At 69.2% G+C, this 12,500-nt stretch carries 11 protein-coding genes; 6 read left to right on the top strand and 5 right to left on the bottom strand.

Annotated elements, in window-relative coordinates; genetic code table 11:
• Positions 1-75: 75 nt before the first annotated feature.
• The 4 genes from ACIA8L_RS41310 (at position 76) to pknB (ending at position 6,560) form a co-directional block, all read left to right on the top strand.
• Positions 76-1,512, top strand: a complete 1,437-nt coding sequence (locus ACIA8L_RS41310; protein WP_395913290.1) for an FtsW/RodA/SpoVE family cell cycle protein — start codon at positions 76-78, stop codon at positions 1,510-1,512.
• Entirely contained in the window at positions 1,509-3,029 is a 1,521-nt protein-coding gene (locus ACIA8L_RS41315; protein ID WP_395913292.1) for a peptidoglycan D,D-transpeptidase FtsI family protein, read from the top strand. The genes ACIA8L_RS41310 and ACIA8L_RS41315 overlap by 4 nt, the downstream gene beginning before the upstream one ends.
• Positions 3,030-3,042: 13 nt before the next feature.
• The gene (locus ACIA8L_RS41320; protein WP_395913376.1) at positions 3,043-4,755 is read left to right on the top strand and encodes a serine/threonine-protein kinase; all 1,713 of its coding nucleotides are present in this window, start codon (positions 3,043-3,045) and stop codon (positions 4,753-4,755) included.
• 86 nt (positions 4,756-4,841) lie between these two features.
• Positions 4,842-6,560 (top strand): Stk1 family PASTA domain-containing Ser/Thr kinase, encoded by a 1,719-nt coding sequence (gene pknB / locus ACIA8L_RS41325; protein ID WP_395913378.1) that lies wholly within the window; start codon positions 4,842-4,844, stop codon positions 6,558-6,560.
• A gap of 267 nt (positions 6,561-6,827) precedes the next feature.
• Here pknB and ACIA8L_RS41330 read toward each other — a convergent pair whose 3' ends face one another.
• The 4 genes from ACIA8L_RS41330 to ACIA8L_RS41345 are packed head-to-tail and all read right to left on the bottom strand — an operon-like array spanning position 6,828 to position 9,558.
• The gene (locus tag ACIA8L_RS41330) at positions 6,828-7,475 is read right to left on the bottom strand and encodes an aminodeoxychorismate/anthranilate synthase component II (RefSeq protein WP_395913294.1); all 648 of its coding nucleotides are present in this window, start codon (positions 7,473-7,475) and stop codon (positions 6,828-6,830) included.
• 9 nt (positions 7,476-7,484) lie between these two features.
• On the bottom strand, positions 7,485-7,751 hold the full coding sequence (locus tag ACIA8L_RS41335; protein WP_395913296.1) for a hypothetical protein: 267 nt from the start codon (positions 7,749-7,751) through the stop codon (positions 7,485-7,487).
• Positions 7,752-7,755: 4 nt separating this feature from the next.
• The gene (locus tag ACIA8L_RS41340) at positions 7,756-8,745 is read right to left on the bottom strand and encodes a class E sortase (protein WP_395913298.1); all 990 of its coding nucleotides are present in this window, start codon (positions 8,743-8,745) and stop codon (positions 7,756-7,758) included.
• Between the two features lie 3 nt (positions 8,746-8,748).
• On the bottom strand, positions 8,749-9,558 hold the full coding sequence (locus tag ACIA8L_RS41345; RefSeq protein ID WP_395913380.1) for a DUF881 domain-containing protein: 810 nt from the start codon (positions 9,556-9,558) through the stop codon (positions 8,749-8,751).
• Positions 9,559-9,688: 130 nt separating this feature from the next.
• Between ACIA8L_RS41345 and ACIA8L_RS41350 the strand changes: the two genes are divergently transcribed.
• Together ACIA8L_RS41350 and ACIA8L_RS41355 are read left to right on the top strand one after the other, a co-directional pair.
• Positions 9,689-9,973, top strand: coding sequence for a cell division protein CrgA (locus tag ACIA8L_RS41350; protein ID WP_395913299.1), 285 nt, complete (start codon positions 9,689-9,691; stop codon positions 9,971-9,973).
• Positions 9,974-10,115: 142 nt separating this feature from the next.
• Complete coding sequence (locus ACIA8L_RS41355; RefSeq protein ID WP_395913301.1) at positions 10,116-12,248, top strand: (Fe-S)-binding protein; 2,133 nt, start codon at positions 10,116-10,118, stop codon at positions 12,246-12,248.
• 2 nt (positions 12,249-12,250) lie between these two features.
• Here the strand turns inward: ACIA8L_RS41355 and ACIA8L_RS41360 are convergent, their stop codons facing one another.
• Positions 12,251-12,484: a hypothetical protein gene (locus tag ACIA8L_RS41360; protein WP_395913303.1), complete on the bottom strand. Its 234-nt coding sequence runs from the start codon at positions 12,482-12,484 to the stop codon at positions 12,251-12,253.
• Positions 12,485-12,500: the final 16 nt, after the last annotated feature.

Consider the following 12,500-nt stretch of genomic DNA (forward strand, 5'->3'; position numbering starts at 1 on the left):
GCGTAAAGGAAGCCGATCGTGACCGCCACCGCCATTCCGGCTCCGCCGCCCTCGGGTGGCGGAGCGGGTGCCCGCATGCCCACCCGGCGCAATGTCGAGCTGGGCCTCCTGATCTTCGTGGTCGCCATCCTCACCATCTACGCGGCGGTCGTCGAGGGCAACGCGGTCGGCGAGGTCACGGGCGACTTCTGGGTCCAGCCCGCGATGGTCGCGATCCTCTTCGGCGCGGCCCACATGGCGATCCGGTTCCTGGCGCCCTACGCCGACCCGGTGATCCTGCCCGGCGTCGCGCTGATCAACGGCATCGGCGTCGGCTTCCTGCGCCGCCTCGACTACGCCAACTCGAAGCTGCCGGCGGCCGACCGGGCCGACTTCAGCGTCTTCGCCGGCTTCGGCTTCCGCCAGCTGGGCTGGACCGCCGTGGCCGTGGTCGGCGCGGTCGCGCTGCTGATCATCGTGCGGGACCACCGGTCGCTGTCGCGCTACCCATACGTGTTCGGCCTGGCCGGTATCGTGCTGGTGCTCATTCCGGCGGTGCTGCCGGCGAAGTACTCGGCCATCCACGGCGCCAAGTTGTGGATCATCCTGCCGGGCTTCACGATCCAGCCGGGCGAGTTCGCCAAGATCTTTCTGCTGGTCTTCTTCGCCGTCTACCTGGTCCGCAAGCGCGAAGTGCTCGGCCTGGCCGGCCCGCGCTTCCTGGGCCTGGAGTTCCCGCGCCCGCGTGACCTCGGCCCGGTCGTGGCCGTCTGGCTGATGTCGCTGATGGTCCTCGTGTTCGAGAAGGACCTCGGCACCTCGCTGATGTACTTCGGGCTCTTCATCGTGACCCTGTATGTCGCCACCGAGCGGGCCAGCTGGCTGATCATCGGCCTCACCTTCTTCCTCGGCGGCGTCTTCCTGGCCTACTTCCTCGGCAAGTCGGTCGGCGGGCCCTTCCTCAACTTCTCCGAGCGCGCGACCACCTGGCTCGACCCGTTCGGCGACGCCGACGACAAGGGCTACCAGCTGGTGCAGTCGCTGTTCGGGCTCGGCACGGGCGGCCTCACCGGCACCGGCCCGGGCGCGGGGCAGCCGACCAAGGTGCCCGAGGTCTGGACCGACTTCATCTTCTCCGGCCTCGGCGAGGAGATCGGCCTGTTCGGGCTGACCGCGCTGCTGGTCACCTACCTGCTGCTGGTCGAGCGGGGCCTGCGCAGCGCGATCAACGTCCGGGACCTCTTCGGCAAGGTGTTCGCCGGTGGCCTGTCGTTCACGCTGGGGTTGCAGGTGTTCGTCATTGTGGGTGGCATCAGCCAGCTCATCCCGCTGACCGGGCAGACCACGCCGTTCCTCTCGGCCGGTGGCTCGTCGCTGGTGGCCAACTGGCTGCTGATCGGCCTGCTGCTGCGCATCTCCGACGCGGCCCGCCGGCCGGCCGTCGGCAATTCGGCGTCCGGTGGCAGCGCACCCGGCGGGGGCGGCGGCGCACCGGTCCAGATCAAAGAGATGCCCACGGAGGTCGTGCGATGAACGCCCCGCTGCGCCGGGTCGGTGTCGCGGTCATGGTGCTGTTCGCCATGCTGTTCCTGAACCTGAACTACCGTCAGGTGGTCAAGGCGGACGACTACCGCACCAACCCGCGCAACAACCGGGTGCAGGCCACCGAATACGAGCGGCCGCGCGGCAAGATCGTCGACGCCAAGGGCAACGTGCTGGCCGACGCGCAGGCCACCGGCGACTCGCTGAAGTACCTGCGGACCTACCCGCTCAATGCGGAATACGCCTCGGTGCTCGGCTACAAGCCGGTCAACCTGGCCTCCACGAAGTTGGAGAAGCTCAACAACGACTTCCTGGTGGGTACTTCCGACAAGCAGGCCGCCGACCGGATCGCCGGAATGTTCACAGGCAAGGAGCCGGCCGGCGGCAACGTGCTGCTGACGCTCTCCAAGGCGGCCCAGGACTCCGCCTACAAGGAGTTGGGAGCCAACAAGCTCGGCATCAAGAAGGGCGCGGCGATCGCGCTCGACCCGACCAACGGCCAGATCCTGGCCGAGGTCTCGATGCCCAGCTACGACCCCAACCTGCTGAGCACGCACGACACCAAGGGCGCCCTGGCCAACTACAACACGCTGGACAAGGACACCAACAAGCCGCTGCTCAACCGGGCGACCTCGGAGATCTACCCGCCCGGCTCGACCTTCAAGCTCATCACTTCGGCCGCGGCCTTCACCGCCGACTCATCCCTCACGCCGGACTCGAACGTGCAGGGTGGCGAGTTCTACCAGCCGCCGGAGACCTCGTCGTTCCGCATCAAGAACTCGCACGAGGGCGTCTGCCCGGACAACATCACGATCAAGCAGGCACTGACCGTCTCCTGCAACACCGTGTTCGCCCGGATGGGCGTCGAGAAGGTGGGTGCCGACAAGCTCAAGTCGATGGCCCAGGCCTTCGGCTTCGAGCAGGAGCCCCGCCTGATCGAGGACCAGGAGAAGAACTACTGCGGCATCGTGGCCAGCCACACCGGCCCGATGACCGCCGGCACCGACAACCGCGTCGACCCGCCCGCCGTCGCTCAGTCGAGCATCGGACAGCGCGAGGTGAAGATGTCCCCGCTGCAAGGCGCCATGATTGCGGCGACGGTTGCCAACAACGGCAAGCAGATGCGCCCCTACATTGTCGACCGTCTGCAGAACTCCGACCTGTCGATCGCCGACCACACCGAACCCAAGCTGCTGCGCACGCCCGTCAGTGAGGGTGTCGCGCAAGAGCTGCAGACCCTGATGCTCAGCGTCGTGACGTCGAGCGACGGCACCGGCCGCAGCGCCCGCATCTCGGGTTTGGAAGTGGGTGGTAAGACCGGTACGGCGGAGAACGGCGAGGAGTCGGAGGACCACGGCTGGTTCATCGGCTTCGCGCTCAAGGACGGCAAGCCGATCGTCTCGGTCGCGGTCTTCCTCGAGAACGCTGGCAAGGGTGGCAGCGGCGAGGCGGCTCGGATTGCCGGCCTGATCATGAAGGCATACGCGGACGAAAAGGGCATTCGATAATGAGGTGCGCGACATGTTGAGCGCCGGCACCACCCTCGGCGGTCGCTACCGCCTGGACGAGCGCATCGCCGGCGGCGGTATGGGTGACGTGTGGCGTGGCACCGACGAGGTGCTCGGCCGCACGGTCGCGATCAAGGTGCTGCTCTCCGCCCTGATGGAGGAGCCCGGCTTCGCCGAGCGGTTCCGGGGCGAGGCCCGCACCATGGCCACCATCAACCACCCTGGCGTCGTCGACATCTACGACTACGGCAGCGAGAACGGCACCGCCTTCCTGATCATGGAGTATGTGGAGGGCGACGCGCTCTCCCGCACCCTGTCGCGCGTCGGCCGGCTCACCCCGGCCCGCGCCATGGCCCTCATCGCCCAGGCCGCCGACGCGCTGCACGCCGCCCACGAGAAGGGCGTCATCCACCGCGACGTCAAGCCGGGCAACCTGCTGGTGCGCCCCAACGGCACGCTGGTGCTCACCGACTTCGGCATCGCCCGCTCGGCCGCCGTCGCGCAGCTCACCGCGGCCGGCTCGGTGCTCGGCACCGCCTCCTACATCTCCCCGGAGCAGGCTTCCGGCTCCCAGGCCACCCCGCTGTCCGACGTCTACGCGCTCGGCGTCGTGGCCTACCAGTGCCTCTCCGGCGCGCGGCCGTTCGAGGGGGACAACCCGCTCGAGATCGCCATGCGCCACGTCCGCGACCTGCCGCCGCCGCTTCCGGCCGACATCCCGCCGCCGGTGGCCCAGCTCGTCGAGCGGGCCATGGCCAAGGACCCGGGCGCCCGCTGGCCCAGCGCCGCGGCGATGGCCCAGGCCGCCCGGCGGGTCTCGGCCCAGCTCTCCGGCGGCACCGCCACCGGCCCGGCCGTCCCGCCGCTGGGGGCCCCGATGGGCCCGCCCGGCTCGCCGACGGGGCGCAACCCCGTGTCCGGCGGCCCGGTCTCGGCCTCGCCCGTCTCGCCCGGCTACGGCAACCAGCCGATGTCCGGCTCGCCGATGTCCGGCCCGCCTACCTCGGGCGCGGGCGGCACCCGGATCATGCCGGGCGCCGTGCCCGGTGCGGCCGGCGGTGCGGCCGCGGGCCTCGGCGGCCACCAGGCGCGCGGCGCGGCCGGCGTGCCCCCGCCGCCGTCCAACGACACCGCGACCTACCTCGGCTCGACCGGCGGCTACCAGCCGGAGCCCCCGGGGCCGCGCCCCGGCGGCTCGGGCTCGGGCTCGGGCGGCAAGCGCAACAACAACCTGGTCCTCGTCGGCATCGCCGCGGTCGTCCTGCTGGTGCTGGTCGGCATCGGCGGCATCTACCTGGCGACCAAGGGCAACGACGAGACCCCGAATCCGGTCGGCGACAACCCGACGTCCTCGGCTCCCTCGGTCGCCCCGACCACGGCCAAGGCCACCGGCAAGGCGGTCAACGTGCCCTGCAACCCGGGGCTGGGGACCACTGGCGACTTCTTCAAGCGCGACCTCGAGCGGGCCGGCATGAAGGTCAACATCATCCCGGAGCCGAAGAAGGGCGCCTTCCCCAACGCGGTGACCAAGGTCGACCCGTGCGGCAAGGACATCCCGGCCGGCAGCACCATCAACGTGACGGTCAACCAGGGCCAGATCGACGACGAGCCGGCGCCGACCACGGCCGGCCCCACGACCGGGGCGCCGTCCTCGGGCGCGCCGAAGGCCAGCCAGACCTGTGAGCCGCCGAAGGTGATCGTCGCCGGTCAGTGCCTCGGGGCGTGATGGGCGATACGCCGCAAGCAGCTGGAATGTGCTCGCGTCGCATGACGTGGCAAGGTAGATAGTCGATGACCGAAGGACGACACGACATGACCGCCCAGCCACGCCTCCTCGGCGGCCGTTACCAGGTCGGGGAGCTGCTCGGCTATGGCGGCATGGCCGAGGTGCATCGGGGTCGTGACCTGCGGCTCGGCCGTGACGTCGCCATCAAGACGCTGCGGACGGACCTCGCCCGGGACGCCACATTCCAGCTCCGGTTCCGCCGGGAGGCCCAGAACGCGGCCTCCCTCAACCACCCCGCGATCGTCGCCGTCTACGACACCGGCGAGGAGCGGGGGCCGGCGGGCGAGGAACTGCCGTACATCGTCATGGAGTTCGTCAACGGCCGCACCCTCAAAGAGGTGCTGGCGGCCGAGGGGCGGCTCACCCCGCGGCGGGCGCTGGAGATCACGGCCGACATCTGCGCGGCCCTCGAGTTCAGCCACCGGCACGGGATCATCCACCGCGACATCAAGCCCGGCAACGTGATGCTCACCCAGACCGGCCAGGTCAAGGTGATGGACTTCGGCATCGCGCGGGCCCTGGCCAGCGGGGCGACCACGATGACGCAGACGTCGGCGGTCATCGGCACGGCCCAGTATCTGTCGCCGGAGCAGGCCCGCGGTGAGCCGGTCGACGCCCGCAGCGACGTCTACGCGTCCGGCTGTGTGCTGTTCGAGCTGGTCTGCGGCCACCCGCCGTTCGTCGGCGACAACCCGGTCTCGGTGGCCTACCAGCACGTGCGGGAGGACCCGCGGCCGCCGAGCGCCAGCAACCGCGACGTCACCCCCGAGATCGACGCGGTGGTGCTCAAGGCCCTGGCGAAGAACCCGCTGAATCGATACCAGTCCGCCGGCGAGATGCGGGCCGACGTCATGCGCGCCGCGGCCGGCCGTCCGGTCTCCGCGCCGCCGGTGATGACCGAGGACGAGATGGCCGCGGTCATGGCCCAGCAGACCACCGCCTACCGTCCGCCGCCGGCCTCGCGGCAGCCGGCCCGGGCCAACCAGCGGCAGAAGAAGAGCTCCACCGGCATCATCGTGCTGATCACGGTGCTGAGCCTGATCGCGGTGGCGGCCCTGTCGATCGGGCTCTACCTGGCCAACCAGGACCCGCCGGTGCGGGTGCCGTCGCTGGCCGGGCGCAGCCAGAACGAGGCCGACACCACGCTGCGGCAGTTCGGCCTGACCGGCGACCCGCGGACCGGCTCCTCGGACAACTGCCAGGCCGGCGTGGTCATCCAGCAGAACCCGACGCCCGGGGTCGAGGTCAAAAAGGGCTCGCAGGTCGACTACGTGCTCTGCGGAGCGCCGACCCTGGTCACCGTTCCGGCGGTGACCAACCTGACGAAGGCCGACGCGACCACGACGCTGCAGAAGCTCGGGCTGACGGTGCAGGTGACGGAGAAGGACGGCACCGAGCCCAAGGACCAGGTGCAGTCGTCCGACCCGCCGGCCAACACGCAGGTCAACCCCAAGTCGACGGTCACCATCTTCGTGTCCAAGTTCAACCAGGCGGTGATGCCGCCGGTCGCGGACAAGAGCTTCGCGGAGGCCCAGGGGCTGCTGCAGGCGCTCGGGTTCACCAACATCTCGCAGCAGGCCGTGACGGTCACCGACGACTCGAAGGTCGGGCTGGTGGTCAGCTCGAAGCAGGCGGTCGGCCGGGTCTACAGCAAGAACGAGAAGATCGTGCTGAACGTCGGCCAGCAAGACACGACGCCGTCCAACCCGGCCTCGGCCAACCCGAGCAAGAGCGCCGGCGGCTGACGCTACTTTCCGTACGCTGCTCCGTGCCCTGTGGATAACTTGGTCGTTATCCACAGGGTTGTGCACAAGGTCTTTGTCCTTTTCGTGCCGTTAGGCGCGATTGGTTAGGCGCCGTTCACGGCGTCTTGGCTTTTTGGCTTTGAACCGTTGTTGATACGGACGCCGAAGGGAGGCCCGCCAGGGCCGACCGGTGTCTGGCGGGAGCGACGGTCGTGCCCACGGCGGACCCGAGTCCGCGCTTTGGAGCTTTCGCCGGTTTTTGGCTTTTTAGGCAAATGCGGCGATTCGCCGGGCTTCCACTTCGGCGACGAGTTCTGGGGCGCGTTCGAGAGCTTCGGTCTGGCCGCAGACGGCGAGCCAGTTGGCCAGCATCTGGTGGCCGCCCTGGGTCAGCACCGACTCCGGGTGGAACTGGACGCCCTCGATGGCCAGCTCGCGGTGGCGCATGGCCATCACGACGCCCGACTCGGTGGTGCGGCCCGTCACCTCGATCTCCGGCGGGAGCGTCTCCTCGATCACCGCGAGCGAGTGGTATCGCGTCGCGATGAACGGGTCCGGCAGCCCGGCCAGCACGCCCTGGCCGCCGTGCGTCACCAGCGACGTCTTGCCGTGCAGCAGCTCCGGTGCGCGCGTCACGGTGGCCCCGAAGACCGCGCCGAACGCCTGATGGCCCAGGCACACGCCGAACATGGGCAGCTTGCCGGCGTAGCGTTCGATGACCGCCATGCAGATCCCGGCCCGCTCGGGCGTGCCCGGGCCGGGGGAGAGCAGCACGCCCGCGGGCGCGATCCGGCCCACCTCGTCGACGCTGATCTCGTCGTTGCGCCGCACGTCGCACTCCACGCCGAGCTGGCCGAGGTATTGCACGAGGTTGAAGACGAACGAGTCGTAGTTGTCGATCACGAGTACGCGCACCGACCCATGCTAGCTGGGCAGGACCCCCGCGGGCGCGGTGCCGGTCGGGACGCTGGTGGCCGCCGGCGGGCGGGACGGGGCCGGGCTCTCGACCGTGATGTCGGCGCCGGGGTCGTTGGTCTCCACCTGCACGTCGTCGAACGGCAGGATCGGCTCGACGGCGGGGAACACCTGATACCAGAGCAGGGCGCCGACGCCGAGGACGAGCACGCCGGAGACGAGGGCCTTGAGCTGCCACTGCCGAAACGGGATGTGCTGCCAGATCCAGGAGTACACGCGCTCAGCCCTTCAGCTCGGCGGGATCGCCGTCGGTGACGGGCTGTTGCCGGGACATCTCAGCGTGCACGACGAGCCGCTGGTAGTTGTTGAACTTCGGGTTGCAGGTGGTCATGGTCAGCATGGCCTTGGTCGGCTGCTCGCCCGGCTTGTCGGGCACGGGCGCGACCACCTGCACGGCGGTGGGCAGCACGATCTCGTGGCCGGTGACGGTGTAGACGTACCAGGTCTCGGCGGTCTTGATCGCCACCACGTCGCCGGCCTTGAGCTGGTCGAGGTCCCACCAGATGGCGGGCGTGCGGTGGCCGGCCATGGAGAAGTTGCCGATCTGCCCGGGCAGCGCCGTGTCGGGGTAGTGTCCGGGCGCGTAGCGGATGTCGGCCGGGGTCACGCCCTGCACGACGGCCCACTTCTTCTTCAGCCTTGGAATGTGGACGGAGGCGATGACGTCGCCGTTGGCCGGCTTGATCGGCGCGGCCGTCGCGGCGGCGCTGGGGCCGACCGTCGGCTGCTGGGCCCACTGCTGCTCGAGTTGACGGTTGAGCTCGTCCTGGTGGGCGTCGACGATCGCGGACTTGCCCCAGACCTCGTAGCCCGCGAACAGCAGCACGATCAGGCCGAAGGTGATGAGCACCTCGCCGGTGCCGCGGCTGATGGCGCGCGCGACCGAGCCGAACGAGGTTCTCGTGTATTCGGAGTACACGCTCCGGTACCCTTCCTCGGTGCGGACCGGGCGCAGCGGAACCACGGTGACGCCTTTCGGCGGCGGTGGTGCGGCCGGCTGGTCCTCGTCCTCGGGGGTGGGAGGCTTCGCGGATGGAACTTTCTCCGCGGTGGGGTCGGCCGCGGAGTCGTTGAGTTTCGGAATATATGCCGTTTCGTCGGCGATTTTGGGGATTATCGCGGTCGCGTCGTCCTTGGGAGGCAGCTTCGGGATGACCGTCGTGGCGATGTCGTCCTGGTCGAGCGCCCGGTGCCGCGGTGCGTGGTCCATCGATCAGGACCCGGCCTGGGCGGCGCGCAGCGCGGTCGAGCCGTTGTAAGCCGGTGCCTGGATGTCCGCCCGGACCTTCACCTGGTAGCCGAGCCCGAACGAATCGGCGGCCTCGCTGAACAACCGGACCCCCTCGGAGGCGTCGAGCGCACGCTGCATCGCTGCCTGGTTGCCGATGGCGGCGATCTCGAAGGGCGGCGAGTAGACCTGGCCGTCGAGCAGGAGCGTGTTACCAACGCAGCGTACCGCGCTGGTCGAGATCACCCGGACACCCATCAGCGTCATCGCCTCGGCCCCGCCGGCCCACAGCGCGTTGACCACCGCCTGCACGTCCTGCTGATGAACGACCAGGTCATCGGGGGTGGCGCCGGACGGCCGGGAGCCGTCGGCCCGGCGCGGGGCGTCGTCAAGGGCCACCGCCAGCCCCGGTCCGTGCACGGCGGTCAGGCCCGCGGCGACCTGTTCGGCGTCGCCGCGTCGCCGTTGTTCATCGACTTTTCCATCGGTACCCGCCAGAGCCTTCTGCTTGCGGTCGTTCTCGGCCCGCAGCCGCGCCGCCCGGTCCCGGGCATCGGCGATCTCCTTTTTTCTTTCCGTGAGGAGATTGGTCAGCTCGGGCCGGCGATCGTCCCGCAGATCGGTGCCTTTCGCGGTCGCGGCGCTGAGCGAGAACAGCATCCCGGCCACCACGAGCACCACGGGCGTCAGCACTGACCAGGCAAAACCTCGACCCGGCGACCGGCGTGGCAGCATAGCGCGACCGAGCCGTCGCAGTGCGTGGGTCCAGGAGGAGCCGCCTGATGTGTACTCCACCACGACCCCTCCCCGCGCGCGCGTGCCGACTTGACTACGCTAGCCGGAGAACATTATTCAGGCCGACGCTGGCGGAGGTGGCGGCGTCACGTGGATAGTGTTGGCCAGACGACCCCTCCAGGAGAGCGCCGTGCCGAAGTCGACAGTTCGTAAGAAGAAGGTCTACACCGCCCCGGCGGAGCTGCGACCACAGGAAACTGTGTCCGCGAGGCGCCGGCCGAGCCCGGTGTGGGTGCCTGCGCTCGCCGTCGCGTTCGTGGTGATCGGGATCGCCTGGCTGGTCACCTACTACCTGACCCAGGGGTTCTTCGATGTCAGCTGGCTCTCGACGCTGGCCGACATCAAGTATTGGAACCTGGCCATCGGCTTCGGCTTCCTCGTCGCGTCGCTGGCGGTCTTCTCCAAGTGGCGCTAATGCGTCACAACCTGCGGTGTCGCGGGAGCTTTTGCTGATCCGGTGTCCTAGCGTGGGCTGCAACGAACTTCACGTTACTCATGGGTAACATGGGGGACTAAAGTCTTCCTGAAGTGGTTCCAGCACCGTTGGAGGCTCCGGCATGGGTGCAGTCCAGATCGTGACGACGTGTGTCGCCGCGGCGATCACCATCGTCGCGGTGGTCCTCGTCGTGCGTACCGTACGGCGCATGCTCGCCGTGATCAGGCTGGGCCAGCCCGACCCGACCCGCGGCGACAACAAGGGCCTCCGGCTGCGCACGATGCTCACCGAGACGCTCGGGCACACGCGGATGCTGCGCTGGACCGTCGTCGGCGCGGCGCACTGGTTCGTCATGATCGCGTTCATCGCGCTCTCGCTGCTGGTCATCGAGGCCTACTTCGAGGTGGTCAAGCCGGGCCTCGGGCTGCCCCTGGTCGGCGCCTGGAACATCTACGGCCTGGTCACCGAGTGGATCGGCGTGCTCGGGTTCATCGGCATCCTGGTCCTGATGGGCATCCGGCTGCGCAACCGGCCGTCCAACGCCGAGCGGCGCTCCCGGTTTCAGGGCTCCACGATGTGGCAGGCGTACTACGTCGAGTACACCATCCTGGGCGTTCTGCTCTGTGGCTTTTTCATCCGCGGCTTCAAGGCCGCCAACGACGAGCTCGAGTGGCCGACCTGGGCCGCGCCCGTCAGCCACGCGCTCGGCTCGGTCCTGCCGGCCTGGCCGGCCGCGGTCAGCCTGGTCGCGATGGTCAAGATCATCATTTCGATGGCCTGGGTCATCGTCATCGCCAGCAACGTGACGATGGGCGTGGCCTGGCACCGCTTCCTCGCGTTCTTCAACATCTTCTTCAAGCGCACCCCGGGCCGCCCCGGCTCGGGCCTCGGCGGGCTGCGCCCGATGACCAGCCAGGGCAAGCCGCTGGACTTCGAAGAGGCCGACCCCGAGAAGGACCAGTTCGGGATCGCGACCGTCGAGCAGTTCAGCTGGAAGGGCATGCTCGATTTCACCACCTGCACCGAGTGCGGGCGGTGCCAGTCGCAGTGCCCGGCCTGGAACACCGGCAAGCCGCTCTCGCCGAAGCTGCTGATCCTCAACCTGCGCGATCACGCGTATGCGAAGGCGCCGTACCTGCTGGCCCCCAGCGAGGATCTCTCGCACGTGAACGCGCTGGCCCTCGCCGAGAAGGAGCGTCCGCTCATCGGCACGGCCGAGGAGAACGGGATCATCGACCCCGACGTCCTCTGGTCGTGCACTACGTGCGGGGCATGCGTCGAGCAGTGCCCGGTCGACATCGAGCACGTCGACCACATCGTCGACATGCGGCGGTATCAGGTCCTCATCGAGTCGAACTTCCCGACCGAGGCCGGCGTCATGCTGCGAAACCTCGAGAACAAGGGCAACCCCTGGGGCGCGGCGCAGTCGACTCGGGACGACTGGACGAAGGGGCTCGATTTCGAGGTCCCGAACGTGGCTTCCCTGGAAGAGGGCGATTTCGACTATTTGTTCTGGGTCGGCTGCGCCGGGGCCTTCGAGGATCGGGCGAAGAAGACGACTCGGGCGGTGGCCACGTTGCTGCACGAGGCCGGGGTGAAGTTCGCGATCCTCGGGCAGGGCGAGACCTGCACCGGCGACCCGGCCCGGCGCATCGGCAACGAGTTCGTCTTCCAGATGCTCGCCCAGCAGAACGTCGAGACCCTCAACGAGGCCGGCGTCAAGAAGATCGTGGCGACCTGCCCGCACTGTTTCAACACGCTGTCCAACGAGTACGGGCAGCTCGGCGGCGACTACGAGGTCATACACCACACGCAGCTGCTGGCCCAGCTCGTCGCGGCCGGCAAGCTCACGCCGGTCCAGCCCCTCGACGGCGCCGTCACCTACCACGACCCCTGCTACCTCGGCCGGCACAACCGGGTCTTCGCCCCGCCGCGCGAGGTCCTGGGCGCTGTCGCCGGGCCCGCTCGCGAGGAGTCCGGCCTGGTGGAGATGGACCGGTTCGCCGAGCGCTCGTTCTGCTGCGGCGCCGGTGGCGCGCGCATGTGGATGGAGGAGCGGATCGGCAAGCGGATCAACGTCGAGCGGGTCGAGGAAGCGCTGTCCACCGGGGCCAAGACCGTGGCCGTCGCCTGCCCGTTCTGCCTGACGATGCTCGGCGACGGGGTCACCGGGAAGAAGGCCGCGGGGGCCGCGCCCGAGGAGGTCGAGGTCGTGGACGTCGCGTCGGTGCTGCTTCGCGCCGTCCAGAAATAGCTTCAGCGTTGCCCGATCACGTTCATCGCGAGGCCTAGCGCGATCAGGACCGCTGCGCAGGTGGCGATGATGCGCAGGCCCTTGAGGCCCTCGGCGACGGCGTTCTTGCGGGCGCTCGGCACGAGGGCCTTGGTCCGCACGTAGTCCAGCCGGGCCCGCTTCGCCTTCGCGCCGGCGTTGCCCACCACGATGCCGAGTCCGAGCGCGATACACGCGCCGATGAGCGCCGCTCCCATCAAGTCCCCCTCGATG

The sequence above is a fragment of the Dactylosporangium sp. NPDC051541 genome, assembly GCF_044454505.1.
Taxonomy (GTDB): Bacteria; Actinomycetota; Actinomycetes; order Mycobacteriales; family Micromonosporaceae; genus Dactylosporangium.